The sequence below is a fragment of the Mesorhizobium sp. C372A genome, assembly GCF_030323245.1.
Classification (GTDB): Bacteria; Pseudomonadota; Alphaproteobacteria; order Rhizobiales; family Rhizobiaceae; genus Mesorhizobium.
In genome coordinates this window covers 2148503-2174672 of sequence record NZ_CP100475.1, presented here as the reverse complement: position 1 = coordinate 2174672, position 26170 = coordinate 2148503, and the positions used below count along the sequence as shown (strand labels likewise).

28 protein-coding genes are annotated in these 26170 nt (G+C 64.3%); 17 read left to right on the top strand and 11 right to left on the bottom strand.

Annotated elements, in window-relative coordinates; all coding sequences use genetic code 11:
- Positions 1–2 precede the first annotated feature (2 nt).
- From NLY42_RS10245 to NLY42_RS10225, 5 genes are all read left to right on the top strand, one after another.
- Positions 3–797, top strand: coding sequence for an amino acid ABC transporter ATP-binding protein (locus NLY42_RS10245; RefSeq protein ID WP_023754123.1), 795 nt, complete (start codon positions 3–5; stop codon positions 795–797).
- 117 nt (positions 798–914) lie between these two features.
- Positions 915–1376: a RidA family protein gene (locus tag NLY42_RS10240; protein WP_023673109.1), complete on the top strand. Its 462-nt coding sequence runs from the start codon at positions 915–917 to the stop codon at positions 1374–1376.
- A gap of 20 nt (positions 1377–1396) precedes the next feature.
- On the top strand, positions 1397–2602 hold the full coding sequence (locus NLY42_RS10235; protein ID WP_031244798.1) for an aminotransferase class V-fold PLP-dependent enzyme: 1206 nt from the start codon (positions 1397–1399) through the stop codon (positions 2600–2602).
- A gap of 74 nt (positions 2603–2676) precedes the next feature.
- Positions 2677–3174 (top strand): 5-(carboxyamino)imidazole ribonucleotide mutase, encoded by a 498-nt coding sequence (gene purE / locus NLY42_RS10230; protein ID WP_023754121.1) that lies wholly within the window; start codon positions 2677–2679, stop codon positions 3172–3174.
- On the top strand, positions 3171–4247 hold the full coding sequence (locus NLY42_RS10225) for a 5-(carboxyamino)imidazole ribonucleotide synthase (RefSeq protein ID WP_023754120.1): 1077 nt from the start codon (positions 3171–3173) through the stop codon (positions 4245–4247). The genes purE and NLY42_RS10225 overlap by 4 nt, the downstream gene beginning before the upstream one ends.
- A 38-nt stretch (positions 4248–4285) precedes the next feature.
- On the opposite strand, the gene NLY42_RS10220 is transcribed toward NLY42_RS10225, so the two are convergent.
- A complete protein-coding gene (locus tag NLY42_RS10220; RefSeq protein ID WP_023684031.1) occupies positions 4286–4714 on the bottom strand; it encodes a lysozyme inhibitor LprI family protein in 429 nt (142 codons plus the stop codon).
- A gap of 242 nt (positions 4715–4956) precedes the next feature.
- On the opposite strand from NLY42_RS10220, the gene ykgO reads away from it, so the two are divergent.
- The 4 genes from ykgO (at position 4957) to NLY42_RS10200 (ending at position 7429) form a co-directional block, all read left to right on the top strand.
- Entirely contained in the window at positions 4957–5082 is a 126-nt protein-coding gene (gene ykgO / locus NLY42_RS10215; protein ID WP_006327841.1) for a type B 50S ribosomal protein L36, read from the top strand.
- A gap of 113 nt (positions 5083–5195) precedes the next feature.
- A complete protein-coding gene (locus NLY42_RS10210; RefSeq protein ID WP_023754119.1) occupies positions 5196–5777 on the top strand; it encodes a tetratricopeptide repeat protein in 582 nt (193 codons plus the stop codon).
- Between the two features lie 115 nt (positions 5778–5892).
- Complete coding sequence (locus NLY42_RS10205) at positions 5893–6957, top strand: alpha/beta fold hydrolase (RefSeq protein ID WP_023754118.1); 1065 nt, start codon at positions 5893–5895, stop codon at positions 6955–6957.
- Between the two features lie 7 nt (positions 6958–6964).
- Positions 6965–7429, top strand: coding sequence for a hypothetical protein (locus NLY42_RS10200; protein WP_023754117.1), 465 nt, complete (start codon positions 6965–6967; stop codon positions 7427–7429).
- Positions 7430–7437: 8 nt separating this feature from the next.
- Here NLY42_RS10200 and pyk read toward each other — a convergent pair whose 3' ends face one another.
- Positions 7438–8883, bottom strand: coding sequence for a pyruvate kinase (gene pyk, locus NLY42_RS10195; protein WP_023673117.1), 1446 nt, complete (start codon positions 8881–8883; stop codon positions 7438–7440).
- The gene (locus NLY42_RS10190; RefSeq protein WP_023673118.1) at positions 8880–9368 is read right to left on the bottom strand and encodes a DUF1036 domain-containing protein; all 489 of its coding nucleotides are present in this window, start codon (positions 9366–9368) and stop codon (positions 8880–8882) included. Before NLY42_RS10190 ends, pyk begins: the two co-directional genes overlap by 4 nt.
- A 246-nt stretch (positions 9369–9614) precedes the next feature.
- On the opposite strand from NLY42_RS10190, the gene NLY42_RS10185 reads away from it, so the two are divergent.
- From NLY42_RS10185 to NLY42_RS10175, 3 genes are all read left to right on the top strand, one after another.
- The gene (locus tag NLY42_RS10185) at positions 9615–10412 is read left to right on the top strand and encodes an N-formylglutamate amidohydrolase (RefSeq protein ID WP_023752876.1); all 798 of its coding nucleotides are present in this window, start codon (positions 9615–9617) and stop codon (positions 10410–10412) included.
- 12 nt (positions 10413–10424) lie between these two features.
- Positions 10425–10733, top strand: coding sequence for a DUF1244 domain-containing protein (locus NLY42_RS10180; RefSeq protein WP_023690051.1), 309 nt, complete (start codon positions 10425–10427; stop codon positions 10731–10733).
- A 155-nt stretch (positions 10734–10888) separates the two neighbouring features.
- Positions 10889–12064 (top strand): MFS transporter, encoded by a 1176-nt coding sequence (locus NLY42_RS10175; protein ID WP_023752875.1) that lies wholly within the window; start codon positions 10889–10891, stop codon positions 12062–12064.
- On the opposite strand, the gene NLY42_RS10170 is transcribed toward NLY42_RS10175, so the two are convergent.
- Complete coding sequence (locus NLY42_RS10170) at positions 12028–12936, bottom strand: LysR family transcriptional regulator (protein WP_023752874.1); 909 nt, start codon at positions 12934–12936, stop codon at positions 12028–12030. The two genes, NLY42_RS10175 and NLY42_RS10170, sit on opposite strands and share 37 nt — an antisense overlap.
- 94 nt (positions 12937–13030) lie before the next feature.
- On the opposite strand from NLY42_RS10170, the gene NLY42_RS10165 reads away from it, so the two are divergent.
- The 5 genes from NLY42_RS10165 (at position 13031) to NLY42_RS10145 (ending at position 18063) form a co-directional block, all read left to right on the top strand.
- Positions 13031–13987: an SDR family oxidoreductase gene (locus NLY42_RS10165; protein WP_023715050.1), complete on the top strand. Its 957-nt coding sequence runs from the start codon at positions 13031–13033 to the stop codon at positions 13985–13987.
- Positions 13988–14165: 178 nt separating this feature from the next.
- Positions 14166–15026 (top strand): FAD binding domain-containing protein, encoded by an 861-nt coding sequence (locus NLY42_RS10160; RefSeq protein ID WP_023752873.1) that lies wholly within the window; start codon positions 14166–14168, stop codon positions 15024–15026.
- On the top strand, positions 15026–15508 hold the full coding sequence (locus tag NLY42_RS10155) for a (2Fe-2S)-binding protein (protein ID WP_023684040.1): 483 nt from the start codon (positions 15026–15028) through the stop codon (positions 15506–15508). The genes NLY42_RS10160 and NLY42_RS10155 overlap by 1 nt, the downstream gene beginning before the upstream one ends.
- Positions 15505–17769: a xanthine dehydrogenase family protein molybdopterin-binding subunit gene (locus tag NLY42_RS10150; protein WP_023752872.1), complete on the top strand. Its 2265-nt coding sequence runs from the start codon at positions 15505–15507 to the stop codon at positions 17767–17769. Before NLY42_RS10155 ends, NLY42_RS10150 begins: the two co-directional genes overlap by 4 nt.
- A gap of 48 nt (positions 17770–17817) precedes the next feature.
- Entirely contained in the window at positions 17818–18063 is a 246-nt protein-coding gene (locus NLY42_RS10145; protein ID WP_023712829.1) for a MoaD/ThiS family protein, read from the top strand.
- A 276-nt stretch (positions 18064–18339) separates the two neighbouring features.
- Here NLY42_RS10145 and NLY42_RS10140 read toward each other — a convergent pair whose 3' ends face one another.
- The 7 genes from NLY42_RS10140 to NLY42_RS10110 form a co-directional block, all read right to left on the bottom strand.
- Positions 18340–19182 (bottom strand): DUF3618 domain-containing protein, encoded by an 843-nt coding sequence (locus NLY42_RS10140; RefSeq protein WP_023752871.1) that lies wholly within the window; start codon positions 19180–19182, stop codon positions 18340–18342.
- A complete protein-coding gene (locus NLY42_RS10135; protein WP_023693628.1) occupies positions 19179–19571 on the bottom strand; it encodes a phage holin family protein in 393 nt (130 codons plus the stop codon). Before NLY42_RS10135 ends, NLY42_RS10140 begins: the two co-directional genes overlap by 4 nt.
- Positions 19568–20176 (bottom strand): hypothetical protein, encoded by a 609-nt coding sequence (locus NLY42_RS10130; protein WP_023752870.1) that lies wholly within the window; start codon positions 20174–20176, stop codon positions 19568–19570. The genes NLY42_RS10135 and NLY42_RS10130 overlap by 4 nt, the downstream gene beginning before the upstream one ends.
- A gap of 530 nt (positions 20177–20706) precedes the next feature.
- Positions 20707–21123 carry a DOPA 4,5-dioxygenase family protein gene (locus tag NLY42_RS10125; protein ID WP_023712827.1) on the bottom strand — a complete coding sequence of 139 codons (417 nt, stop codon included), beginning with the start codon at positions 21121–21123 and terminating at the stop codon, positions 20707–20709.
- Between the two features lie 348 nt (positions 21124–21471).
- Positions 21472–21630: a DUF3309 family protein gene (locus NLY42_RS10120; RefSeq protein WP_023702789.1), complete on the bottom strand. Its 159-nt coding sequence runs from the start codon at positions 21628–21630 to the stop codon at positions 21472–21474.
- 96 nt (positions 21631–21726) lie between these two features.
- Positions 21727–24891, bottom strand: a complete 3165-nt coding sequence (locus NLY42_RS10115; protein WP_023737021.1) for an efflux RND transporter permease subunit — start codon at positions 24889–24891, stop codon at positions 21727–21729.
- A 65-nt stretch (positions 24892–24956) separates the two neighbouring features.
- A complete protein-coding gene (locus NLY42_RS10110; RefSeq protein WP_023754116.1) occupies positions 24957–26153 on the bottom strand; it encodes an efflux RND transporter periplasmic adaptor subunit in 1197 nt (398 codons plus the stop codon).
- Between the last annotated feature and the right edge of the window lie 17 nt (positions 26154–26170).

Below are 26170 nucleotides of genomic sequence, written 5' to 3'. Positions count from 1 at the left end.
CGATGGCCACAAGCTCGAACGACAATGCTGCCCTTCTCGACATTGCCGGGGTCTCGAAAGCCTTTGGTTCGGTCGAGGTGCTTCGCGCGGTCAGCCTCAAGGTGGACAGGGGCGAGGTGGTCACCGTCATCGGCCCTTCCGGCAGCGGCAAAACCACCCTGCTGCGCTGCGTCAACTTTCTCGAAAGCTACGACTCAGGCTCGATCCGAATCGACGGCAAGGAGGTCGGTTTTCGTGAGGTCGGCGCGCGCAAGCGGCGCAGCGAGCGCGACCTTGCCAATATGCGCGCCGAAACCGGCATGGTGTTCCAGAGCTTCAACCTGTTTCCGCACCTCACCGCCGCCGGCAACATCATGCTCGGCCTCACCAAGGTGCGCGGCAAGAGCAAGGCCGAGGCGCGCCAGATCGCCGAGCATTGGCTGAGCCGCGTCGGCCTCGCCCACAAGGCCGACAGCCTGCCGGCGGAACTCTCCGGCGGCCAGCAGCAGCGCGTCGGCATAGCGCGGGCAGTCGCCATGGAGCCGAAGATCCTGCTGCTCGACGAGATCACCTCCGCGCTCGATCCCGAACTGGTCGGCGAGGTGCTGGCCGTTGTGCGCAGCCTGGCCGAAGACGGCATGACCATGGTGATGGTCACGCACGAGATGGCCTTTGCCCGCGACGCTTCGAGCCGCATTGTCTTCATGGCCGATGGCGGTGTCAGCGCTGTTGGCCCGCCGAAGGAGATCCTTGCCGAAGAGACCACCAATGAGCGCCTGCGCTCTTTCCTGGCGCGCTTCCGCGCCTCGCATTTCTGACATGGGCGGCCCAAAGCAATTCCAGGAAAAGTGTAAGCGGTTTTCCCGGGAAAAGCGCGAAGCGCTTTGCCTTGGGAATTGCGTAAAACAACAGGCCGGCCCAAGGAGAATTCTTACATGACGCCTTACATCCGGCTCGCCGAACTCGGCCTGACGCTGCCCGAGCCGCCGACGCCGATCGCCAATTTCGTCACCCATGCGGAAAGCGGCCGGCTGATCTTTCTTTCGGGTCAAGGGCCGTTGCGCGCCGACGGCACGCTGTGCACCGGCAAGGTCGGCGAGGACGTCACCGTCGAGCAGGCCTATGAGCATGCCCGCCTCACCGGCCTCAACCTGCTCGCCGTCATGCACGCCGCCGCCGGCGATCTCGGCCGCATCGTGCGCGTCGTCAAATTGCTCGGCTTCGTCAATGCGACGCCGACCTTCAGCGACCACCCGAAAGTGGTCAATGGCTGCTCGGACCTGTTCGCCAGCGTCTTCGACAAGATTGGGGGCCATGCCCGCTCGGCGATCGGGGTCGGCTCGCTGCCTGGAAACATCACCGTCGAAATCGAAGCGGTCGTCGAGATCGCCGCCTGACCGTCAAGGGATTGCTGAACATGAAAACCTATTCCGACACCGGCTCCAACACCACGATCCGTGAACGACTGGGACTGAGGCCGATCATCAACGTCTCCGGCACGATGACGACGCTCGGCGCCTCGATCATCGTTCCCGAGGCGATCAGCGCCATGGCCGAGATCGCCTCGCAATGGGTGGAGATGGACGATCTGCAGCGCGCCGCAAGCGTGATCACCGCCCGCCTCACCGGCAGCGAGGCCGGCTTCATCACCGCCTGCTGCGCCTCAGGCATCACAATGGCGATCGCCGGGGCGATGACCGGCACCAATTTGCTGGCGATCGAACGGCTGCCCGACGATACCGAAGGGCTGAAGTCCGAAGTCGTCATCCAGCTCGGCCATATCGTCAATTACGGCGCACCGATCGACCAGTCGATCCGCGTCGCCGGCGCCAAGGTCATTCCGGCTGGCACGGTCAGCGTCACGCAGGATTATCATGTGCGCGAGGCTATCAACGAGCGCACGGCGGCGGCGCTCTACGTCGTGGCGCACCACACCGTGCAATACGGCATGCTTTCCCTCGAGGAATTCTGCGATATCTGCCACGCCAGGGGCGTGCCGGTGATCGTCGACGCGGCTTCCGAATATGATCTGCGCAGCTTCCTGGTCCGCGGCGCCGACATCGTCGTCTACAGCGGCCACAAATTCCTGTCGGGGCCAACCAGCGGCATCGTCGCCGGCCGCAAGGATCTGGTCCGCGCCGCCTATCTGCAAAACCGCGGCGTCGCCCGCGCCATGAAGGTCGGCAAGGAAAGCATCGCCGGCACCATGGCTGCGCTCGAAGCCTGGGAAAAGCGCGACCATGCCGGCATCCGCCGGCGCGAGGAAGCGGCGCTCAATCTGTGGAGGGATTCGCTACAGGGAATACCCGGCATCGTCGCAAACATCATTCCCGACCCGACCGCCAATCCGCTCGACCGGCTGCAAATCTTTGTCTTGCCCAAAAGCCGCTTCACCGCCGCCGGCCTCGCCTCGGCATTGGCGGCCGGATCGCCGCCCATCATCGTGCGCAACCACGAGGCCGAGCGCGGCCATTTCTTCCTCGACCCGTGCAATCTGCACCCCGGCGAGGCCGAGATCGTCGCCGAGCAGCTGCGCGCCGTGCTCACCGCGGCCGACAGGCCGGCGGATGCGATGAGACAGCCGCGAAAGGATTCATCCGGCGCCCTGCGCTGGCCGGACTAGGCTGCGGCGGCCGCCATCCTTGCGGGCCAGCCCGAATTCCGCTAAGGCGCGCCTTTACCGCCGGGAGCATGCGCTTGACCGACCACCGCGCCGACGTCGCCATCATCATGGGCAGCCAGTCCGACTGGGCGACGATGCGCCACGCCGCCGAAACGCTGGAGGCGCTGGGCATTCCGCACAAGCGGCTGATCGTCTCCGCCCACCGCACCCCGGACCGCCTCTATGATTTCGCCAAGGGCGCCAAGGCGGCCGGCTACAAGGTGATCATCGCCGGGGCCGGCGGCGCCGCCCACCTGCCCGGCATGACGGCGGCTCTGACGCCGCTGCCGGTGTTCGGCGTGCCGGTCGAATCGAAGGCGCTGTCAGGCCAGGATTCGCTGCTCTCCATCGTCCAGATGCCGGCCGGCATTCCGGTCGGCACGCTTGCCATCGGCAAGGCGGGTGCGGCCAACGCCGCCCTTCTGGCGGCCGCCGTGCTGGCGCTGAACGACGAAGAACTTGCCGCCCGCCTGGATGCCTGGCGCACCGCCCAAACCGCCAGGGTCGCCACCGAACCGACGGACGCGCCGTGAGTCTGCCCGCGGGATCGAGCATCGGCATCATCGGCGGCGGCCAGCTCGGCCGCATGCTGGCTGTTGCCGCAGCGCGCCTCGGCTACCGCACAATTATCCTCGAACCGCAGGCCGATTGCCCGGCGGCTCGGGTCGCCAGCCGCCAGATCACCGCCGCCTATGACGATGCGGACGCCCTTGCCGAACTGGCGGCAGTCAGCGCCGTCGTCACCTACGAATTCGAGAATGTGCCGGTAGCGGCTGCCGGCGCGCTCGCCGCCAAGGTCCCGGTCTATCCGCCACCCAGGGCGCTGGAAGTCGCCCAGGACCGGGTGGCGGAGAAGCTATTCCTGAACGGCATCGGCATCAGGACAGCGGATTTCCGCTCCGTCGACAATGACGACGAGCTGACGGCGGCGCTGAGAGAGTTCGGTGGCAGCGGCATCTTGAAAACCCGCCGCATGGGCTATGACGGCAAGGGCCAGCGCGTCTTCCGCAACATGGAGACGGGCGGCTTTGCCGGCACATGCGAGACCATGGGCAATGTGCCGCTGATCCTCGAATCCTTCGTCGCTTTCGAGCGCGAAATCTCGGTCATCGCCGCGCGCGGGTTGGACGGCGCGGTCGCCGCCTACGATCCGGCTGAGAACGTCCACCGCGACGGCATCCTGCATACCTCGACCCTGCCGGCCCAGATCAGGCTGGAGACGGCGGCGACGGCACAGGGGTCGGCAGCGAAAATCCTGTCGGCCCTCGACTATGTCGGCGTCATCGGCGTCGAGTTCTTCGTTCTTGCCGATGGCACGCTGCTGGCCAACGAAATGGCGCCGCGCGTGCACAATTCCGGCCACTGGACGGAAGCCGCCTGCATCGTTTCGCAATTCGAGCAGCATATCCGCGCCATTGCCGGCCTGCCGCTGGGCAACCCTGGCCGGCATTCAAACTGCGTCATGGAAAACCTGATCGGCGACGATGTGCTGCGCGTACCCGCTTTGCTCGCCGAGCCCGATCTGATGCTGCATCTCTACGGCAAGGCGGAAGCGCGCCCAGGCCGCAAGATGGGCCATTTCACGCGCATCAGCCGCCGTAGCTAAGCCATTCCGGCACTTTGCGCGAGGGCGTGGCTCGAGCCCTATTGCAGCTCGTCGTTCAGATCTCCGTCCTCGTCGGGGCTGGCGCAACTCGCATCGCCTTCCCTACAATTGGCGCCCGCGGTGAGCTGTTTGATGCGCTGGTCCGTCAGTTCGGTCAGGCATTGTGAAACCTCCATCGGATGGATGGAGCCGCCCTCGCTGTCTGTCGTCGTATAGGCGCATTCGGCGTCGCGGAAGGCGATCCAGGCGCGTTGCGCGACCTGCAGCAGCTTCCTGCCCTTGTCGTCGTTGCGACCGACGAGATCCTTGTAGGCCTGGTTGAGCTTGGCATCGGCGGCCCGATAGTCCTCGCCGGCGCAGATGTTCATCATCTGCTGGCTGTCGTCGTTGCGGTCGCATTCCTGCGCCTGCGCGATGGAGGCGGCTGCCATAACGGCAAGGCTCGCGGACACAAACAACAGGCGCATGGAGGTCTCCAAATCGGCTTGCGGGTGCCGCACCATTCCAGCCCGCCTTCGGCCGCGCAATGGCGTGGAGCCGAGATGGCGGATATTTGATGGCCAAAGCCATTCTCGGCCTCTATCCAGCACGCTTGCGGTTGACACGGGCAAGGCTCCTCGTTTATGAGCCACCGCAAGTTCAAAGGCGCGCTTTTCAGGCGCGCCTTAATAATTCGGCCCGGACAGGGCCCAGACCGACGGGCAAGACCATGAAGATCAAGAATTCGCTCAAGGCGCTGAAGGCGCGTCACCGCGACAACCAGCTGGTTCGCCGCAAGGGCCGCGTCTACATCATCAACAAGACCGCTCCACGCTACAAGGCGCGCCAGGGCTGAGTGTTCGGCCGGAGGCTCGTTGCCTCCGTCCATACGATGGTAATTGCCTGGTTTCAGGCACTTTCACGCTAATTTCAGTTTGACGATCCGCCGTCCGGGGTTAGATTCCGGCGATGCGGATTCTTTTTGCATTTTTGGCGACCCTGTTTCTTTTCGGCGTCGCTCCGGCGTCGGCGGACGATCCGCCGGCAAAGCCGCCGGTTGCCCTGACCAGGGAAGCCAGGCTCGACCAACTGTTTGCCGAGCTGAAGCGCGAGCGCAACGAAAAGGCGGCCGAGCGCATCGCCGGGCGCATCTGGGGCGAATGGTTCCAGTCCGGCAGCGCCTCGATCGACCTGATGATGCAATGGTCGCAAAAGGCGATGGACGACCAGAAGTTCGACGTCGCCCTCGACTTCCTCGACCAGGTTGTCATCCTGCAGCCAAAATATGCCGAAGGCTGGAACCGGCGCGCCACCGTCCATTACATGATGAAGAATTTCGGGAAGTCGATGTCCGACATCGACCAGACGCTGCAGCTGGAACCACGCCATTTCGGCGCGCTTTCCGGCCTGGCCCAGATCATGTCCGCCACCGGCCACAAGCAATCGGCGCTCGAAGCCTGGCAGAAGGTGCTTACCATCTATCCGATGATGCGTAGCGCCCAGGACCAGGTCGCGGCAATTTCGGAAGAGCTTGCCGGCGAAGGAATTTGATTAGGCAGTAGGAATTAGGGATTAGTCAGTAGAGAGATTGGTCGAGACGCCACCTCCCTACTCCCTACTCCCTACTCCCTAGAACTTATCCCCCTCCACCCCCGTATCTCCGCGCATGAACCTCATTTACGCCGCCTGTGCTTTGCTCCTCGCGCTCGTCTTTGCCCTGGCCGGTGTCACCCGCGCCGGCGCGTGGCTGATCGAGTGGCGGAACCCGCCGGCCGGCGAATTTGCCGACATCGACGCCACCCGCATCCACTATGTCCACGTGCCGGCGCCACAAAATGCCGAACTGCCGGCGATCGTCTTCATCCATGGCGCCAGCGCCAATCTCAGGGATCAGATGCTGCCGATCAGGCCTTTGCTCGAAGGCCGCGCCGAGATGGTCTTCCTCGACCGGCCGGGCTTCGGCTGGTCGGCGCGCGGCCCCGGCAATGAGAGCCCGTCGGGGCAGGCCGACACCATCGCCGGGCTGATGGACCGTCTCGGCATCCACAAGGCGATCATCGTCGGCCATTCGTTTGGCGGCGTGATCACCGCCGCCTTTGGCCGCGAACACCCGGAGAAGACGCTCGGGCTGGTCTTTCTGTCGCCGGTCAGCCACCCCTGGCCGGGCGGCGCGACCGCCTGGTACTACAAGCTGACCGCCACCCCCGTCATCGGCTGGCTGTTCTCGGAGACATTGACCTATCCGGCAGGCACGCTGCAGATGGACGGCGCCACGGCCTGCGTGTTTTCTCCCAACAAGGTGCCGGAAGCCTATGTCGGCAATGCCTCGATTCCGCTGGTGCTGCGTCCCGGCGCTTTCCGCGCCAACGCCATCGATGTCGCCGGCCTCTACGACTATACGCTGAAGGCCGCGCCGCATTACCGCGACATCACAGCGCCGACGATCGTCATCTCGGGCGATCGCGACAAGGTGGTCTATGCCTCGATCCATTCGGTCGGCCTGGTCAGGGACATCCCCGGCGCCGAACTGATCTGGGTCCACAATCTGGGCCACAAGCCGGATTGGATCGCCTCCGACCTCGTCGTCGGCGCGATCGAGAAAGTCGCCGGCAAGGACGTCGACCTGCAGGCAATCGCGAAAACCGTGGAAGCGCGGATCGCCGGCGATGCCTACAACGATGCACAGTGCCCCGACATTACGGTGCCCGACGCGCAACTCGCCCCGACGTGACGGCCGCATGTATGTCCTGAAGCACGGAATCAAGAAAAACCCCGAAGCGTTCTGGGCGCTACCGGATCGCATCTTCTTCGGCTACGGCGCCTGCCACATCCTTGCGGGCACCTTCCTCAGCCATCCTCCCCTGGACGGATTCTACGGCGAACGGATCATTCCGGGCGAGGATTTCTACGGCAACCATATCTATATGACGAACGGCGTGATCGCCTTCGACTATCACGGCTATTCCAGCCGAGCGCGGCTTCTGCAGCAGCATGGAAGGGGATGGGCTTCGCATAGCGCAGGCTGGCACTGCACGCTGGAAAGGGTCGATTTCGACCTGCTCGACACCGCCGACCTCAACCGGCGAAAGATGCGCGGCCCAGATCAGTATCTCTATGACCCAATCCCTCGCGCACACCGCTTCCTTCGGCGCATCGATCACGCCGAAGGTGCGGCAAGAGCGCTGCGAACTGTGATGAGTTGAAGCCTCTGTCAACCTATGTTGCGGGTGGCCTGCACGTCCGACCCGACATAGGCGATGCGCAGCATGTTGGTCGAACCCGGCGTCCTCAGCGGCACGCCCGCCGTGATGATGACACGGTCGCCCGGCTGGCCGAACCCCTCTTCGAAAGCGATGCGGCAGGCGCGGTCGACCATGTCGTCGAGGTCGCTGGCGTCGGGCGAGACGACGCAATGCGTGCCCCACAAAAGCGACAGCCGCCGCGCCGTGTTGAGGATCGGCGACAGGGCGATGATCGGCACTTGCGGCCGCTCGCGCGCGGCGCGCAGGCCGGTGGTGCCCGAAGCCGTATAGGTGATGATCGCCGACAGTTTCAGCGTCTCGGCAATCTCGCGGGCGGCGAGCGAAATGGCGTCGGCGCCGGTTGCTTCCGGTTCCGAGCGCTGCGCGTTGATGATGCCGGCATAGGTCGGGTCGGTTTCGACCTTGGTGGCGATGCGGTTCATCATCGCCACCGCCTCGACCGGATAGGCGCCGGCAGCGGATTCGGCTGAAAGCATGATGGCGTCGGCGCCCTCGAACACGGCGATCGACACGTCGGACACCTCTGCGCGGGTCGGCACCGGCGCGGTGATCATCGATTCCAGCATCTGCGTGGCGACCACCACCGGCTTGCCGGCCCGGCGCGCGGCGCGCGTGATCTGCTTTTGGATGCCGGGCACCGCTTCCAGCGGCATTTCCACACCGAGATCGCCGCGGGCAACCATCAGCGCGTCGGAGAGTTCGATGATTTCGGCCAGCCGGGCGACGGCCTGCGGCTTTTCGATCTTGGCCATGATCAGTGCCCGGCCGCGCGCGATCTTGCGGGCTTCCGCCAAATCCTCCGGCCGCTGCACGAAGGACAGCGCCACCCAGTCGACGCTTTCCGCCAGCACCGCATCGAGGTCCTTGCGGTCCTTTTCGGTCAGCGCACCGACCGGCAGGTCGGTGTCGGGCAGGCTGACGCCCTTCTTGTCGGAAATGGTGGTGCCGGCGACGACGGTGCAGGTGATAGACTTGCCGTCGCTCTTCACCGCCCTGAGCTCCAGCTTGCCATCGTCGATCAACAGACGGTGGCCGGCCTCGACCGAGCTCAGGATTTCGGGATGCGGCAGGTAGACCCGGGTCGACGTGCCGGGCTCGGGATTGTTGTCGAGGGTGAAGGTCTGGCCCGGCGTCAGAACCTCCTTGCCGTTGGCGAACTTGCCGACGCGCAGCTTCGGTCCCTGCAAATCGGCCAGGATGCCGATTGGACGGCCGACCTTTTCCTCGACCGCACGGATGCGGCCGACCAGCGTGCGCATCAACTCGTGATCGGTGTGGCTCATATTGATGCGGAAGACATCGGCCCCGGCTTCGAACAGCTTCTGCAGCATCTCCTCGGACGAGGAGGCAGGACCGATGGTGGCGAGGATCTTGACCTTGCGGCTACGTCTCATTGACTGTTTGTTCCCGGGGCGGCTGGAGCGCCTCCCGTTGTGGACTCATCGGTCAGCTGGACCATCCAGCTTGCCTGCTCGCCCGTGTCATATTCCTGGAATCCGGCGCGCTGGAAGCCCCGGGCGACGCAATCGGTAACGCCTGCGATCTTGAACTCTTTTTCAGCCACGCACATGTTGATCGGGCCATCCCAGCGCCCGCCGCGCTCGGCGTCTTCTGCATAAAGATAGTAAAACCTTGATGACAGCGGACCTTCGATCAGCGTCTTGCAGCTCGATCCTTCGATGTGCCACCACCCCTCGGTGATCCAGCCTGCCTTGGCGCGGTAGCCGATGCCGACGCCGACCAGGTTCTGCGTGGCGTTGCAGACGCGGAAATCGGCGCGGGCAGGCGAAGCCGCGACCAGCGCGGTGAGCCCTAGCGTCAGGGTCAGGAGCGGCACGGCAAAGGCGGTGCGCGCACGCGGCCTGCCGGCGGAACCCATCCCGAAACCCCTCAATAACGTCATCTGCATCTCTCAACGCCCCTTTTCGGAAAAGTCCGGGCGCATGTCAACGCGCCGTTCTGTCCAATTCCAATCGATTTAGAAAGGCCCCCGACACGCGATCTGCCGCGCGTCACAGGATTTTCGCAGAAACCGTGGCCAAACAACGGCATTGCGCAACAGTCCTCTTCGTGGGAATGACGATACCACCCTCCCCGGAAGCCAGCGAACAGACCTTTCCAGCCAATGACCCGATCCACAGTTTTCGCGCCTTTCGATATCGTCGAAGGCGACCGCAAGCGAGGCATCGTGCTTGTCGCCGACCATGCCCGCCGCGACCTGCCGGAGCAGTATGGCAGTCTCGGCCTGCCGGCGGCGGAACTCGATCGCCATATCGCCTACGACATCGGTGTCGAGACGGTGACGCGCGAACTGGCCGCAGCGCTCGACGTGCCGGCGGTGATCGCCAATTTTTCGCGGCTGCTGATCGATCCCAATCGCGGCGAGGACGACCCGACGCTGATCCGCCAGCTCTATGACGGCACCGTCGTGCCGGGAAACTATCCTATGGCACCGGCCGAACGCGAAAGGCGGCTCGACGGCTTCTACCGGCCTTATCAGGACGCGGTCGGCGCCATGATCGCGTCGGTGGCGCACGCCTCAGGCAAAGCGCCGTTCATCTTCTCCGTACACTCCTTCACCCCTGTCATGCAGGGCTTCATCCGCCCTTGGCATGTCGGCATATTGTGGGACCTCGACGACCGCGTGGCGCGGCCGCTGATCGACATGCTGGCGCAGGATAAAAACCTCGTCGTCGGCGACAATGAACCCTATGACGGCGCGTTGCGCGGCGACACCATGTTCAAGCACGCCATCGTCAACGGCTTTGCCCATGCGCTGATCGAGATCCGCCAGGACCTGATATCAGACCGCAAGGGGGCGCTGGCCTGGGCGGAACGGCTGGCGCCGATCGTTGACGCCATCGACCGCCGTCCCGATATACATCAGGTGAAGATGTTCGGCTCGCGCACCGGGCCGCTGTGAGGATCCAAGGCAATGACCGAACTCAGCGATGACCAGAAACGCGATTTCGAGGCCGCGGCCTTCCGCCGGCTGGTCGAGCATCTGCGCGAGCGCAGCGATGTGCAAAACATCGACCTGATGAACCTCGCCGGCTTCTGCCGCAACTGCCTGTCGAACTGGTATCGCGAAGCGGCCGAGGCTGAGGGCGTCGATCTCGGCAAGGATCAGTCGCGCGAAATCGTCTACGGCATGCCCTATGCGCAATGGCAGGCGCTGAACCAGACCGAGGCTTCGGACGCCAAGAAAGCGGAGTTCGAGGCAAGACGGCCGAGGGATCACTGAAGTAGCGCGCGGTTCACAGGATTGACGTCGGCGGGACAGCGCCTAACGGTTTCCCCTTGGATGTGGCCCACAAGCTTTTCGCAGCCAAGCGCTTGACGAGAAATTGAATCGATCTAATTTGCCGCGCAAAGCCATTCTTTGACCGGATTCGGGCCATGAACGCGCAAAACACCATGCAGAGCGCCCTTCAGGGGCGATGGGCCGTAGCAGCGATCTTCCTCGCCAACGGCTTCCTGACCGGCAGCTGGGCGCCGCAGATTCCGGTGTTCCTGACCCGGCTCGACATCTCGAAATTCACCCTCGGCCTGCTGATCCTTCTGTTCGGCGTCGGCGCGGTCGCGGCCATGAGCTGGTGCGGCCATCTGATCTCCAGGCATGGCTCGCGCACCGTGTTGCGCTGGTTCGGCCTGTGCGGCAGCCTCGGCCTGCTGATCGTGGCGCTGGCGCCCAACGTGCCGCTGGCGTCGATCGCCATGATCATCTTCGGCGGCTCGATCGGCGGCATGGATGTCGCCATGAACGCCAATGCCGTGGTGGTCGAGCGCCGGCTGTCCCGCGCCATCATGTCGTCCTCGCACGGCTTCTGGAGCCTCGGCGGTTTCGCCGGTGGCGGTCTGGGCGGTTACGCCATCCAGACTTACGGCCACCTCGCCCATGCGGCTGTGGTCACGGTCATAGCTTTTGCCGTCATTGCCGTGGCGGTCGGCTACCTCATCGCCGAGGACAAGCCGCAGGCCGCCGAGCATCACAGATTAACGCTGCCGGCCAACCCGCTGGTCTATCTTGTCGGGCTCATGGCGCTGCTGACGATGATTTCCGAGGGCGCCGTGCTCGACTGGGCAGCGCTTTATCTCAGGCAGGAGCTCGGCGCCGACCTCGCCATCGCCGGCCTTGCCTACGCCGCCTTCTCCGGCGTCATGGCTGTCATACGCTTTTTCGGTGACGGCGTGCGCAACCGCTTCGGCGCGGTGGCCACGCTGCGCGGCTCGGCGGTGGTCGCCGCCGCCGGCATGCTGGTCGCCGGCCTGTCGCCTTCGCCCTGGATCGCCATCGCGGCTTTTGCTCTCTGCGGCTTCGGCATCGCCAATATGGTGCCGATCATCTTCTCGGCCGGCGGCAACCAGGAAGGCATGTCGTCGGGCACCGGCATGAGCGTCGTCACCACCATGGGCTATTCCGGCATATTGGTGGCGCCGTCGGCGATCGGCTTCGTTGCCGAGCATTCCAGCTTCGGCCCGATCTTCGTCGCCATGTCGGCGCTGCTGATCGTCGTGCTGTTGATGGCCGGGCTCGCTCACCGCGCCGAATTCGCGGCCGCCCCCGCCGAATAGCGCTTCAGCTCCTCATAGAGGAAATCCGCGACGCGGCGGATGCGCACGCTGGTGCGCACGTCGCGATGCATGGCCAGCCACACCGGCAGGCTGGGCAGTGGCAGGCCGGGCAGCAGTTTCTCCAGCGACGGGTCGCTGTCCGTCAGCGGCTCCTGGCCAAGACCGACGCCGTTTCCCGCCCGCAGCGCTTCCCACAGAACGATCTGGTTATCGGTCCTGAAGCGGAAACTGCTTCGGGTGACGGGGATGCCGGCCTGGGTAAAGCCCCGGATCATCTCGTCGCTGCGGTCGAAGCCGATCAGCGGATGGTCGAGAAGGTCGGCGGGCTTGAGCGGGCGTCCGTGCCTGTCGAGATAGGATTTCGCCGCGCAGCAGCAGAGCTTGATATCGCAGACCTTGCGCGCCGTCAGCTCGTTCTGCGCCGGCTTGACCATGCGGATGGCGATGTCGGCATCCCTTCGCAGCAGGTTCTCGACCTGGTTCGAGGCGACGATCTCGACCTCGATGCCGGGCTCCTCGATGCCGAGCCGCGCCGTCATCCTCGGCAGCACATAGGCCGCCACCACCTCGCTGGCCGCAATGCGCACCGTGCCTTCGATCGCCTCGACCGAGCCCAATGCCAATAGTGAGAACGCGCTCGCCTGCTCGCTCACCGCTCTGCCGCGTTCGAACAGCGTGGCGCCTGCTTCCGTCAGCGCATAGCCGCGCCGCCCGCGCCGGAACAAGGTGACGCCCAACGCCTGTTCGAGCTCACCGATGTGACGCCCGAGCGTCGGTTGGCTGGCCGACAGTTTGCGCGCCGCGGCCGACAGGCTGCCGGTCTCCGCCACGGTGACGAAACTCTTGATCAGGTTCCAGTCGATATCTTCCATTCAATTATGAATAACAAAGCTGCATCCCTAGTCAATTTTCATTCGCATATGGAGGCATCATATTCGCCGTGCAAACACAAACACGGAGAAGAAAATGACCAAGATCGCAATTCTAGGCGCCAATGGCCGGCTCGGCCGCGTGGTTGGCAAGGCCTTCATCGACGCCGGTTTCGACGTCCGCGCCGTCACCCGCAGCGGCAAGGTCCCAGCCGAACTCAAGGGCGCCACCGCCGTCGCCGGCGATGCGCTCGACCGCGAGGCGCTGATCCGCGCCACGCAAGGCGTCGACATCATCTTCAACGGCCTCAACCCGATCTACACCGACTGGGGCAAGTGTCTGCCGATGGCGGAGAACGTCATGGCCGCCTGCCATGCCAATGGCGCGCTGCATCTTTTCCCCGGCACTGTCTACAATTACGGCTCGCCGATGCCTGAGGTGGTCACCGAAGACACGCCATTCCGTCCGACTACCGAGAAGGGCCGCATCCGCTGCGCCATGGAAGCGCTGTTTCGCCGCGAGGCCGATGCCGGCCGCGTCCGCACCATCATCCTGCGCGCCGGCGATTTCTTCGGCGGCACCGGCAGCGGATCATGGTTCGACCTCGTCGTCGCCGCCAAGATGAGCAAGGGCGTCTACACCGCGCCTGGCCCTGCCAACCTCGTGCACGAATGGGCCTATTTGCCGGACTTCGGCATCGGCTTCGTCGGCCTGGCGCGTAATCAGGGCAAGCTCGGCTTCTTTGAGGCGCTCAACTTCCCCGGCCACGCCGTCACCGACATGGACATAAAGGCCGCGGCCGAGAAAGCGTTGGGACGTCCGCTGAAACTGACCTTCATGCCTTGGTGGGTGCTGCGCGCCGGCAGCCCGTTCGTGGCGATGTGGCGCGAGATCGTCTCGATGTCCTATCTGCGCTTCGAACCGCACCGGCTCGTGTCCGACCGGCTGGAAGGCATCATCGGCGAAGTCCCGCACACCCCGCTGGACGAGGCCGTGGCCGAGGCCTTGAAGGACATCGGCATCAGCCTCGACCGTGCAAAAGACGCCGCTTAAATGCATGTCGCCCAGAAGTGTGCGCGGTTCTGGGACAACGACATGCATCAAAACAAAGACTTTAGACAAAAATCTCTCTCGCGGTGCTGGCCCAATCGCTGGAAATCAGCAACCGGATGGTCATTATGAGGAGACTGTTTATAACGGTCGGCGAGATCACCATCACCAAGGGGAGACGATGCGTTACATACGTCCGCTTTCAATCGAAGACGCCGTTGGCCTGCTGGCCGACGCTTCCGGCACATCAGCCATTCTCGCTGGAGGCAGTGACCTCCTCGTTCGGATGAAGGGCGGGTTTGTCGATCCCGACCTGATCGTCGACATCAAGGCGATCGAGGGCTTGAGCGAGATCAGGGAGACGGCCGACGGCTTCAGCATCGGCGCCACCGTCCCCTGCGCCGTCCTGGGCGAGAGCTCGGTTCTGAAGAAGGCCTGGCCCGGTGTCGTCGAAGCGTCGAAGCTGATCGGCTCGAAACAGGTCCAGGGCCGCTGCACCATCGTTGGCAATCTGTGCAACGCCTCGCCGGCCGCCGACAGCGTCCCGGCCTTGGTGGCCGCCGCCGCAAAGGCCGTGGTTGCCGGTCCCTCGGGCAAGCGCACCATTCCTGTCGAGGCCGTGCCGATCGGGCCCGGCAAGACCTCGCTCACCAAGGGTGAGATCGTCGAGGCGATCCTGCTCGGCAAGCGGGAGCCGCGTTCGGGCGACGCCTATCTCAGGTTCATTCCGCGCACCGAGATGGACATCGCCGTGGTCAGCGCCGGCGTGAAGCTGTCGCTCGACGAGCATGGCGTCATCACGGCCGCGCGCGTCGCGCTGGGCGCCGCGGCCCCGACCGTGCTTCTGGTGGAAGAAGCAGCCGAGGCTCTCATCGGCAGGAAGCTGGATGAGGCGGCACTTGAGCGGCTCGCCAAGGTCTGCGCCGGGGCCTGCCGCCCCATCGACGACAAGCGCGGAACGATCGAGTTCAGACGAAAAGTTGCGGGCGTGCTGGCCGGACGGGCCGCGACGACCGCCTACGCACGCGCAGGAGGCAAATGATGGCCGGTGTAGCAGTTTCAACGACAATCAACGGCGATCACGTCGAATACCTTTGCCAGCCCGACGAGACGTTGCTCGACGTCCTGCGCGATCGCCTCGGGCTGACCGGCGCCAAGGAAGGCTGCGGCACGGGCGACTGCGGCGCCTGCTCGATCATCCTCGACAACCGGCTGGTCTGCTCGTGCCTGGTGCTCGGCGCTGAAGCCGAAGGCCGGCATATCGAGACCGTCGAGGGCATGGCGCATGGCGATCAGTTACATCCGCTGCAGCAGAAATTCCTTGAGCATGCAGCGCTGCAATGCGGCATCTGCACGCCGGGCTTCCTGATCGCGGCGAAGGACCTTTTGGCCAAGAACCCCGATCCGACCGAGGAAGAAATCCGCTTCGGCCTCGCCGGCAACCTCTGCCGCTGCACCGGCTACGACAAGATCGTGCGCGCGGTCCAGGACGCGGCCAATGTGATGAAGGGAGCGCACGCATGAACTTCGATCCACGCTTTTCGGGCCGCAAATTCTCCTCCGTCGGCACGCGGCCTATCCGTCCCGACGGCGTCGACAAGGTGACGGGCCGCGCCCGCTACGGCGCCGACTTCAACATGGCGGGACAGCTGGTCGGGCGTGTCCTGCGCAGCCCACATGCGCATGCCAGGATCCTCAAGATCGACACTTCGAAAGCGGAAAAGCTCGCCGGCGTGAAAGCGGTGATCACCGCCGCCGACCTGCCCGATCTCACCGATGGCGACGCCGCCATGTACGACGTCCTCGACAATTGCATGGCGCGCGGCAAGGCGCTCTATGACGGCCACGCCGTGGCCGCGGTCGCCGCCGTCGATGCCCGCACGGCCAGGCAGGCGCTGAAGCTGATCGAGGTCGAGTACGAGCTGTTGCCGCATGTCACCGATGTCGACGAGGCGATGAAGCACACCGCGCCGTTGATCAACGACACGATCTTCACCGAGGGTCTCGAGGAAAAGCCGGCAAAGCCGTCCAACGTCACCAAGCGAAGCCAGTTTGGCCATGGCGATGTCCATCAGGGTTTCGGCCACGCCGATGTCATCGTCGAGCGCTCCTTCAAGACCGAGCAGACGCATCAAGGCTATATCGAGCCGCATGCCTGCGTGGCGAGCGTCTCGTCCGACGGCACCGCCGACCTCTGGGTCTGCACGCAGGGCCATTTCGTCTACCGCCAGCATTGCGCGCAACTGCTCGGGCTGGAAGCCTCGAAGCTGCGCGTCACCTCGTCTGAAATCGGCGGCGGCTTTGGCGGCAAGACCCACGTCTGGGCCGAACCGGTGGCGCTGGCGCTGTCGCGCAAGGCGGGACGGCCGGTGAAGCTCGTCATGACCCGCGACGAGGTGTTCCGCGCCTCGGGTCCGACCAGCGCCACCTCGATCGACGTGAAGATCGGCGCTCGCAAGGACGGCACCATCACCGCCGCCGAAGCGACGCTGCGCTACACCAGCGGTCCCTATGCCGGCACCTGGGCCGAGATCGGCGCCATGACGGCATTCGCCTGCTACAAGCTCGACAACGTCAAGACGGTCGGCTTCGAAGTGCTGGTCAACCGGCCGAAGACCGCGGCCTACCGCGCGCCCTCCGCACCGATGGCGGCTTTCGCGGTGGAAAGTGCCGTCGACGAGCTGGCCAAGGAACTCGGCATGGACCCGGTCGAGTTCCGCATCAAGAACGCCGCGCAGGAAGGCACCCGCTCTTCCTACGGCCCGGTCTACGGCCCGATCGGCATCGGCCCGACGCTGGAGGCGGCCAAGCACCATCCGCACATGAAGGCGCCGCTGGGCAAGAACCAGGGACGCGGCATGGCTTGCGGCTTCTGGTTCAATTTCGGTGGCCAGACCTGCGTGGACCTGAACATCGGCATGGACGGCTCGGTGTCGCTGGCCGTCGGCACGGTGGACGTTGGCGGTTCGCGTGCGTCGCTGTCGCTGGTGGCGGCGGAGGAGCTCGGCATCGACTATGCCCAGCTCAAGGCGGTGGTCGCCGACACGTCCTCGCTTGGCTACAACGACATGACCGACGGCAGCCGGGGCACCTTCTCGTCCTCGATGGCGACCATCTCGGCCGCCCGCAACGCGATCAAGATCCTGCGTGAGCGCGCCGCCCAGACGTGGGACATCCCCGTCGACGACGTGGTCTGGGAAAACGGCCACGCCATCGCCAAGGGCGAAAAATACGGCAATCTTGCAGCCCTGTCGCTGAAGGAGATCGCCGCTGCTTCCGGCAAGACCGGCGGGCCGATCGCCGGCCACAGCGAGCTCGTCGCCGACGGCGCCGGCGTCTCCTTCGCCACCCATATATGCGACATCGAGGTCGACCCCGATACCGGCTCGACCAGGGTGATCCGCTACACGGTGATCCAGGATGCCGGCAAGGCGGTGCACCCGACCTATGTCGAGGGCCAGTACCAGGGCGGTGCCGCGCAAGGCATCGGCTGGGCGCTCAACGAGGAGTATATCTACGGCAAGGACGGGCGCCTGCAGAACGCAGGCTTCCTCGACTACCGCATCCCGGTCTGCTCGGACCTGCCGATGATCGACACGCAGATCCTCGAGATCCCCAACCCCAACCACCCCTATGGCGTGCGCGGCGTCGGCGAAACCTCGATCGTGCCGCCGCTGGCAGCGATCGCCAACGCAGTGTCGAACGCAGCCGGTGTGCGCATGACCCACATCCCGATGTCGCCGCCAAGGGTCCTCGCCGCGATCGAGGCGGAACGGGGAGCATGAGGGGGCTAAAGTGCGCAGCGGTTTCGGACACGCTCCAATGAGGCTCTGATGGTCGAAGTCACGCTCTGGGGCGCGCTCGGCCAGCTCGCCGGCGGCCAGAGCAAGGTCGAGGTCGAAGCCAAGGACATAAGGGAGCTGTTCAGGAAATTGGCTGAACAGTATCCCGGCATCGAGCCCTGGATCGAGAAGGGCATCGCGGTGGCGATCGACGGGACCATCTATCGCGATACGTGGTCGAAGGAACTGCCGCAGGGGGCGGAGATTTTTCTGCTGCCGCGGTTGGCTGGGGGGTGACGGGGGGTGTCGCCCTACGTCCCAGAGCGGACCGGCATCCTCGGTCTGCGAACTTCAAGTGCAATGTCGGTCCTCGCCTAGATGCCAGTTTTGCTGACCGCGTCTTATCGGCGGCGGGTTGGCCAACAATCCAGAGAACCTGATCCGCTGGATTACTATCGACAAGGGACATCAGTCCGCACACGGCTCTGAAGTGACTCGAGCGGGTCACCGTTTGACGGACAACACCGGCCCCTTTCTGGAGAGGCCGGCTATCGTTGATCCAGGATCATCAAGCTAGGTTTGGCGCTGAGACGTATCGGAAATTCGTTCGCGCACGGCATGCTCGGTCTTGTCTGCTGTGGACTTCACGATCTCGCCGAGCTGATCGGCTATCGTGTCTGCTTCCATATCTTGCCGGCCAGCTTCCTGCTTGATGGTCTCATAGGCGTCGGCGGCGACCTGCTTGGCCTCATCGAGGCCCCTGTCGAGCAAAGTTTCGGCGGAATCGCGAAGCTTGTCGCCATAGGCGCCTAGTTGCTCGTCCTCCGTTGCGGTATGGGGCAGCATTGCACCTATAGCGGCGCCGATGGCGAGACCGACGGCCGCTACGGCCAAGGGTTGATCCTCCAACAGATCTTGCGCGGAGCGGCTGGCTTTCGCCGCCATGTCCCCAGTCGTCGAGCTTGCATTGGCAGCGCTTCCCGTCAGACCCGCCGCAGCGGCTCTTGCGGTGCTCGATATGGTGTCGCCGACGCTGGCAGCGCTCGAGGAGAGCGATTCCGCGGCGTCGGAGAGCGTGCCGCCCAAGCCGCCGCGCTCCCCTGCTACATCATGTCGTCCTGGCGCTGAAGGCAATGGATAGCCAGCCGAACGGTGGGCGGTGTTTGAGGTACCGCTGCCGAACATCAGCCAGGCCAGACCTGCGCCCACCATGGTGACCGGCAAAGGATTATCTCGGACCTGCGTTCTGAGATTGCTGAGCATGGCCGCGCTCTCCCCTCCCGAGAACAGCCCGGTGAACTCATCCAGCAATTGTCCAGGCGTCATCTTGCCTCGAATGGATTCGGCGGTCTCCATCACCCGAGCGCGAGCAGCCTCGGCCTCGCGTTCAAGTTCGGCTGCGGATTTCTCGTTCATCTCACCTGTTCCTTAATCGCGCTCGCGTCGCGCTTGAGCTGTCCCTGGGTCCGGTCGGGGGTAAGTTCCGAAGGCGCCATGCTGGCCGTCCCGGTCCGCAGCAGGATGACGCCGAGGACCGCCACGACCACACCGACCAGCAGGGAAGACCACCCCGCGCCAAGCCCTGCCCGCGTCAGCGCGATAATGAGCGCCTGCAGCAACACCAAGAGCGCGGCGAGCAGGCAAATCGCGCCGCCCAGCACTTCCGCGGCACCTGCTCCGGCTTTGGTAAGCTTTTCAGAGAGCTCGGCCCGAAACAGCCTCGCCTCGGTTTGCACCAGAGTGGTGACATTCTGGGCCAAATCGGTGACTAGCCCGGCAAGGCTGGGATTGTCCTGGTTGTTCATCTGTCCTGCTCCGCGATCTGCGTGGCCCCATCATCGCCGACCACGCCAAAATCTTGTGGACGATCAGCGGACCAACCCTGTGGCTGATCGGTGTGTGATCTGAGGCCTCCCGGAGCGGCCTCAGAATCGGGCGTTGCCGGCGGAGAAGCCTTGATGAACCGCCCGAGAGCCAATCCGGCCAACACCGATCCCGCAAGCAGGACACCGGGATTTTGCCGGCCGAAGGACTGCACGTCATCAAGGACTTGGCTAAAGGGCTTCTGTTTCAAGGACGATGAAAGCCGCTCAAGGCCACTGGCAGCATCCAAAGCGAACTTCGATGCGTTCCTTTCATCGTTGCTGGCAAGGTGATCGCTGGCCGCTCGCAGTGCACCACCCAACGCCGCCAAGCTCGATCCGATGTCGCGCTGCGCCTCCTCCGCCTTGTCGGAGATGACCTGCGTGGCTTCAGATGCATAGTCGCCAGCCTTACGGGTCACCTCGTCCCGCGCGTCGTGAAGCAACTCGCTGGCACGCTCATTTTCCTGGCGAAGTCTTTCGGAGACGTCGCTTTGCGCCTTGTCGAATTCGGTGGGCTGTCCGCCCTGATCCTTCTCATGCTGCATGAGGCCACCTAGTGAAAACCGAGGAAGGAGAGGACCGCGAGCACGACGACGATAAGGCCGATAAGATAGATTACACTGTTCATGTGCACGTCCTCCGTAGCTTTCCAACTTCGACGAACCTGCGATGTTCCGTAAGTGAGAGCATTTATCTCAGCCGAAACGAAGAGCTTCGTCAGGCACGCACCCAGTCACCAGTGAGTTGCCCTGTCCCTCGTGCGGAGCGCCAGTTGCTCCGTCCGAACGGGTGCGCCCGACCCTGCGGGAACGAGTGCCGGCTGCCTCCTCTATTGCAATCTTTGCCTATTCGGCGACCCCGCCTCGGCGTACCGGCGACCAAGGAGAACTCTCCCTTGCCATCAATTGACGGTCCGTCGCTCCAACGGCCCCGCGCTGGTTCGGCACCTTCAACGAAGCAATGATGAAGGCATAGGATACGGCTTGAGGGGCAAAGCGGCTTGTCATGCATGCCTGAGCTAGGCTACTGGCGAACGCGTCTCCAAGGCCAAGTCTCTACTTTGCAGAACGCCTCCCTACGCCCCCAGCGTCGGCTCCGTGTTCACCTCCAGCGCCTCTTCCGCTTCATCCTCTTCACCCAGCACCTCGCCATGAACCCCCAGCGGCCGCCCGATCCAGATCGGATCGACCAGATGGTCGCGCTTGGGGTTGGTGGTGTTGGGGTGGATGAGGATGCTCAGGCCGCCATGGTTCAGCATCAGCCAGGGGACGAGTGTGGCGAAAATCTCGGTGGCGAAGGAGACTTGGTACATGGCCTGTTCGTGCGGGCCGACCGGCTCGTCGCGCCAGTTGCCCAGGCGCACGCGGAAGCGTTCGCCGATGCGCAGGCGCAGCCATTCGGCGTGCTGCCGCTCGGCTTGCCCGTCATAGTAGATGTGGGCGTGATAGCTGGCGATCTCGGCGAGAGGCCTTGGCGGGCTGGCGGTGTTCACCTTGATGGCTCCCTCGGTGATTGTCGTGCGGGCAGCGTATACGCAAGGGTGCGGGGTGGCCAAGGGGGCACAGCGTGTGCTCGTCATCTCGATTTCGGGCCAATCGCATATGGCGCTCCCGCACTCCGTCTCGGCTTCGCCGAGCCACCTCTACCCCCACATTCGTGGGGGAGAGGAAATGCTAACCGCCGAGGTCGCTGCCTTGAAAAGCTTGGCATTTCCTCTCCCCCATGGACATGGGGAGAGGTGGCCGCGCAGCGGCCGGAGTGGGGGTTGGCACCGCCGTGTGCTTATTGCCAGCGCTTCATCGGGAGAGGAAACGCTGATCGCAGAGGTCTCCTGCCACGATCAAACCCTGCCCATCAGCACCAGGATCAGCAGCACCACAAGCACAACGCCGACTATTCCGGACGGCCCATAACCCCAGGAGCGCGAATGCGGCCAGGCCGGTACGGCGCCGATCAGGATCAGGATCAGAACTATGATGAGAATGGTGCTGACGGTCATAAGAGTCCCTCGCTTTGCTCTTCAGATGCGAGGGGACAATGCAAAGGGCCGCCCGGTTGTTCCGGACGGCCTTTTGTCTGCCTGGGGAAAGCTGGGCTATTCCGCGGCTTTGGGGAAGGCGATTGCCGGCTCGTCGAGCGGCTTCGGCCCTGTGGACGCATCCCATTTCTTTTCGCGCCCGAACAGCCGGCGGAAGAACGCGTAGAAGCGGCTGTTTTTGCTGCGCGTGAAGATCATCAGCATCGACGGCGTCACCACCAGCGTCAGCAGCGTGGCAAAGGACAGGCCGAAGACGATCGCCGAGGACAATGAAATCCACCATTGCGTCGACGGCGCGTTGATCGTCGTCTCGTGATGGAAGATTTCCAACCCAAGACCGAAGGCGATCGGCAGCACGCCGAGGATGGCCGAGACCGCCGTCAGCACGACCGGGCGGGCGCGCTCGCGGCAGGTCTGCAGCACCGCCTCCATCTTGTCCCAGCCCTCTTCGCGCAGCCGGTCATAGGTGTCGATCAAAACGATGTTGTTGTTCACCACCACACCGGCCAGCGCGATGACGCCGATGCCCGACATGACGATGCCGAAGGCTTCACCGGTCAGAAGCAGCCCCAGGAACACGCCGATCGTCGCCATGACCACGCAGGACAGCACCAGAAGCACGCTGGTGAACTTGTTGAACTGCATCAACAGCACCAGGAAGATCAGGAAGATCGCCGCGCCGAACGCCTTGCCGAGGAAGGCGCTGGCTTCGGCGCTGTCCTCGTTGGAGCCGGCGAGCTTCCAGCGTATGCCGTTGTCGAGCTTCATGTCGGTGACCGCCTTGGTCACCTCCGCCTGCACCGCCGCAACCTGGTTACCGGCGGCGACGTTGGCCTGGACGACCACGGTGCGCGCGCCGTCGATGCGGTTGAGGATGCCGACCGTCGGCTCCGGCTTGCGCACGACGAAGTTCGAGATCGGCACCGAGCCTTGCGCAGTCTGCACCCGGAGCTCGTCGAGCGTCGACAGCGTGCGCCGGTCTTCAGGCAGGCGCAGGCGGATATCGACGGCATCGTCGGCGCCGGCCGGCCGGTACTCGGACAGCTTCAGGCCATTGGTCACCAGTTGCACCACCGTGCCGACGGCGGTCGGGCTGATGCCGTACTGCGCCGCCTTGGCGCGGTCGACCTCGAGCGCCCAGTCGACGCCGGGCGGCGGCAGGCCGTCGGAAACGTCGATGACACCGGGCACCTTGGCGATGCGCGCCGCAACGGCGCGGGCCTGGTCGTCGAGCCCTTTGGGATCGATGGCCGAAAGCCGGAGCTGGACCGCCTTGCCCGTGGGAGGACCGGCCTCCGGCACGCGCACTTCGACATCGACGCCGGGAATGCCGGCCATGACGGTGCGCAGCTCGTCCAGGATGTGGTTGGCCGATTTGCGCTCGCGCCAGTCGATGAACTCATACTGGATGACGCCGACGACGTCCTCCGGCACATCCTGGCCGCCGCCCTGCGTCTTGCCGACGCGGGTGTAAACCGATTTCACGCCGGGCCAGCCGAGCAGCCGGTTTTCGGCGATCCTGGTTGCCGTATCCATTTCGGCCAGCGAGAGATTGCCGCGGGCGTGCACATAGAGCAGGCCGTAATCGGGCTCGACGCTGGGGAAGAACTCGACGCCCGCGCCATATTTCGAATAGGCGAAGCCGACGCCGGTGAGCAGCACGGCGGTCAGCACCAGCACGGTGATGGGGAAGCGCACCGCCTGTTTGACCAGCGCCATGTACCAGCCGTCGCGATTGTGTTCCTCGTGATGCTCCGGCGCCTTGGCGAAAAGCGCGCCCAGCGTCGGCGCGAACACCAGCGCATAAAGCATCGAGGCCGACAGCGTGACGATCAGCGTAATCGGCATGTATTTCATGAAGTCGCCGATGATGCCGGGCCAGAACAGCAGCGGCGAAAACGCCGCGATGCGCGTCATCGTCGCGGCGATGACCGGACCGGCCATGCGCTTGGCGGCCAGCGTGAAGGCTTCCGCCTTCGGCATGCCTTCGCCCATGCGCCGTTCGGCGAATTCGGTGACGATGATGGCGTCGTCGACCAGCATGCCGACCGCCAGGATAAGGCTGAACAGCACGATCATGTTGATCGTGTAGCCCATCATCGCAAGCAGCAGGATGCCGATCAGGAAGGATGACGGAATGGCAAGCCCGATCAGCAGCGAGGCGCGGCCCGACAGCGCATAGAGGATGACGATGAACACCAGGATGACGGCGATCATCACGTGGTTCTGCAGGTCGCCCAGCAGCTGGTTGACGAAGACGGACTTGTCCTGCGTGTAGGTGATGTTCATGCCTTCCGGCATGGTCTTGACGTAGGCGTCGGACACTTCCCGCACCTTGGCCAGCGTGTCGATCAGATTGGCGCCGATGCGCTTCTTGACTTCAATGGCGATGGCCGGCTTGCCGTTGAGGCGGGTGATGGTCGTGGCATCGGCAAAGGTCGACCGGATCGTGGCGATGTCCTTGGCCTGGACGACGGCATTGGGTCCGGCAACCACCGGCAGCGACGCCACATCCTCTGGTGTTTCGATCAGCGACGGCACCTTGACCGCGTATTTGCCTTCCGAACCCTCGATATTGCCGGCGGCGACCAGGCTGTTGGAAGCGCCGACCGCGCCGATCAACTGGTCGAGCTGCAGGCCGTAGGAGGACAGCTTCATCGGGTCGATGACGACTTCGACAAGATCGTCGCGCGCGCCTTGTATGGTGCCCTCAAGAACGCCCGGTACTTCCTCGATGCGGTCGCGCAGTTCGCGCGCCGCCGCCGTAAGCACACGCTCGGGCACATCGCCGGACAGCGTGACGACCAGGACGGGAAACTCGGAAATGTTGACCTCGGTAACAACCGGTTCTTCTGCCGCTTGGGGAAGGTCAGCCTTCGCGTCCTGAACCTTCGAGCGTGTATCAGTCACCGCGGTGTCGACTTTTATAGACGGCAGAAACTCAAGGAAGACAAAGGCACCGCCCTGATAGGCGGATGATTTCATCTCCTTTAACCCCTTGAGACTCTTAAGCTTTGCCTCCAGAGGCCTAAGCAGAAGTCTTTCAGCGTCTTCGGGCGCGATGCCTTGATAGGCAACATTTATATAAACATAAGGGGTAGGAACGTCGGGTTCCGCTTCCTTCGGTGTCGACTGATAGGCGACCCAGCCCGCCAGCAGCAGGAAGACCAGCACCGCAATGGTCAGCCGGGCATTGTTGATCGCGAGTTTGACGATATCCATGGCCTGTTCTCAAGATTTCAGGAGCCGCATGGCGGCCGGTTGTCCCCGCCCGGGGCCACCTGGCGCTACTGCGTTGTCGCTTCGCCCAACAGTTTCTGGATGGTCGCCTGGTCGGCCTCGACCGGCTTGACGACGTCCCCTTCCTTGACGAGTTCCTGGCCGGCGACGATGACGCGGGCATCGGCGGGAATGCCGCCAAGCACGAGGCCCTTCGGCGAGTCGTCAACGAGGTCGATCGGGAAGAATACCACCTTGTTGTCCTTGTCGACGGCACGGATGCCGAGGTCGCCCTTGTCGCCCAGCGTCACCACGGAGCGCGGCAACATGACGGCATCGGTCGGCTGCGCGCTGAGCGAAATCTCGGCCGTCATGCCCGCCGGCACGGAGCCATCGGCATTGGGGACGGCGATCTCGACGCGGAAGGTTCGGGTGGCCGACGAGGCGTCGCGGCTGATGTAGCGCACGGTGCCTTCGACGGTCTGGCCGCTGACCAGCCGCACAGCAGCCTTGTCGCCGAGCTTGAGATAGCCGAGGTCGCGTTCGCTGACTTCACCGCGCGCAATCACCGGATCGAGCTTGAGGATGGTTGCCACCTCGCCGCCCTGCATGATGGAACTGCCGAGCTCCACCGGCACCCGGTCGATGACGCCGTCGAAGGGCGCCTTGACCTGATTGCGGTCGAGTTCGGCCTGCGCCGTTTCCAGCTGCGACTGCGCAGCGGTCAGGTTCGAACGCGCCGTGTCGAGCTGCAGCTTGGGCAGATTGCCGGTCTTCATGAGCCGCAGCGATGCGTCGAGTTCAGCCTGGCGCTGCGCGACGAGCTGCTTGGCACTGTCGACCATCGAGATCTTTTCTTCGGCCGCCAGCATCAGCACCAGGTCGCCGGTCTTGACGTGATCGCCCTGCTTGACCGGCAGCTTTTCGATGACGCCGGCGACGCGCGTCGCCAGCACGGCGCGCTTGTCGGCCTCGGTCAGCCCGGAAATGCGGATGGCGCGGGCATAGGTCTTGCGCGGCGGCGTCACCACAGCGACGGTGCGCAGCGGCGCCTTCGGTTCGGCCTCGGCCGCCTTGGCTGCATCCGGCGCCTTGGCCTGATCGCCGGTCTTGGCCTGATCGCTTGTCTTGGCCTGATCGCCTGCCTTGCCAGCACCTTCGACAGCGGCGCTGCCGACGGACGAGAACGCGCCTGTTCCCATCCAGGCGGCGAAGCCGATGAGCACGACAATAGCGGCAAGCTTGTGAAACCTGATCTTCGGCATCATTGTTTTTCCACTGC

What these genes read in the sequence shown, in the direction of transcription:
- NLY42_RS10245 (WP_023754123.1), top strand. Translation starts at nt 3, where the DNA reads ATGGCCACAAGCTCGAACGACAATGCTGCCCTTCTCGACATTGCCGGG.
- NLY42_RS10240 (WP_023673109.1), top strand. Translation starts at nt 915, where the DNA reads ATGACGCCTTACATCCGGCTCGCCGAACTCGGCCTGACGCTGCCCGAG.
- NLY42_RS10235 (WP_031244798.1), top strand. Translation starts at nt 1,397, where the DNA reads ATGAAAACCTATTCCGACACCGGCTCCAACACCACGATCCGTGAACGA.
- NLY42_RS10220 (WP_023684031.1), bottom strand. Translation starts at nt 4,714, where the DNA reads ATGCGCCTGTTGTTTGTGTCCGCGAGCCTTGCCGTTATGGCAGCCGCC.
- ykgO (WP_006327841.1), top strand. Translation starts at nt 4,957, where the DNA reads ATGAAGATCAAGAATTCGCTCAAGGCGCTGAAGGCGCGTCACCGCGAC.
- NLY42_RS10210 (WP_023754119.1), top strand. Translation starts at nt 5,196, where the DNA reads ATGCGGATTCTTTTTGCATTTTTGGCGACCCTGTTTCTTTTCGGCGTC.
- NLY42_RS10205 (WP_023754118.1), top strand. Translation starts at nt 5,893, where the DNA reads ATGAACCTCATTTACGCCGCCTGTGCTTTGCTCCTCGCGCTCGTCTTT.
- NLY42_RS10200 (WP_023754117.1), top strand. Translation starts at nt 6,965, where the DNA reads ATGTATGTCCTGAAGCACGGAATCAAGAAAAACCCCGAAGCGTTCTGG.
- pyk (WP_023673117.1), bottom strand. Translation starts at nt 8,883, where the DNA reads ATGAGACGTAGCCGCAAGGTCAAGATCCTCGCCACCATCGGTCCTGCC.
- NLY42_RS10190 (WP_023673118.1), bottom strand. Translation starts at nt 9,368, where the DNA reads ATGGGTTCCGCCGGCAGGCCGCGTGCGCGCACCGCCTTTGCCGTGCCG.
- NLY42_RS10185 (WP_023752876.1), top strand. Translation starts at nt 9,615, where the DNA reads ATGACCCGATCCACAGTTTTCGCGCCTTTCGATATCGTCGAAGGCGAC.
- NLY42_RS10180 (WP_023690051.1), top strand. Translation starts at nt 10,425, where the DNA reads ATGACCGAACTCAGCGATGACCAGAAACGCGATTTCGAGGCCGCGGCC.
- NLY42_RS10175 (WP_023752875.1), top strand. Translation starts at nt 10,889, where the DNA reads ATGAACGCGCAAAACACCATGCAGAGCGCCCTTCAGGGGCGATGGGCC.
- NLY42_RS10170 (WP_023752874.1), bottom strand. Translation starts at nt 12,936, where the DNA reads ATGGAAGATATCGACTGGAACCTGATCAAGAGTTTCGTCACCGTGGCG.
- NLY42_RS10165 (WP_023715050.1), top strand. Translation starts at nt 13,031, where the DNA reads ATGACCAAGATCGCAATTCTAGGCGCCAATGGCCGGCTCGGCCGCGTG.
- NLY42_RS10160 (WP_023752873.1), top strand. Translation starts at nt 14,166, where the DNA reads ATGCGTTACATACGTCCGCTTTCAATCGAAGACGCCGTTGGCCTGCTG.
- NLY42_RS10155 (WP_023684040.1), top strand. Translation starts at nt 15,026, where the DNA reads ATGGCCGGTGTAGCAGTTTCAACGACAATCAACGGCGATCACGTCGAA.
- NLY42_RS10150 (WP_023752872.1), top strand. Translation starts at nt 15,505, where the DNA reads ATGAACTTCGATCCACGCTTTTCGGGCCGCAAATTCTCCTCCGTCGGC.
- NLY42_RS10145 (WP_023712829.1), top strand. Translation starts at nt 17,818, where the DNA reads ATGGTCGAAGTCACGCTCTGGGGCGCGCTCGGCCAGCTCGCCGGCGGC.
- NLY42_RS10140 (WP_023752871.1), bottom strand. Translation starts at nt 19,182, where the DNA reads ATGAACGAGAAATCCGCAGCCGAACTTGAACGCGAGGCCGAGGCTGCT.
- NLY42_RS10135 (WP_023693628.1), bottom strand. Translation starts at nt 19,571, where the DNA reads ATGAACAACCAGGACAATCCCAGCCTTGCCGGGCTAGTCACCGATTTG.
- NLY42_RS10130 (WP_023752870.1), bottom strand. Translation starts at nt 20,176, where the DNA reads ATGCAGCATGAGAAGGATCAGGGCGGACAGCCCACCGAATTCGACAAG.
- NLY42_RS10120 (WP_023702789.1), bottom strand. Translation starts at nt 21,630, where the DNA reads ATGACCGTCAGCACCATTCTCATCATAGTTCTGATCCTGATCCTGATC.
- NLY42_RS10115 (WP_023737021.1), bottom strand. Translation starts at nt 24,891, where the DNA reads ATGGATATCGTCAAACTCGCGATCAACAATGCCCGGCTGACCATTGCG.
- NLY42_RS10110 (WP_023754116.1), bottom strand. Translation starts at nt 26,153, where the DNA reads ATGCCGAAGATCAGGTTTCACAAGCTTGCCGCTATTGTCGTGCTCATC.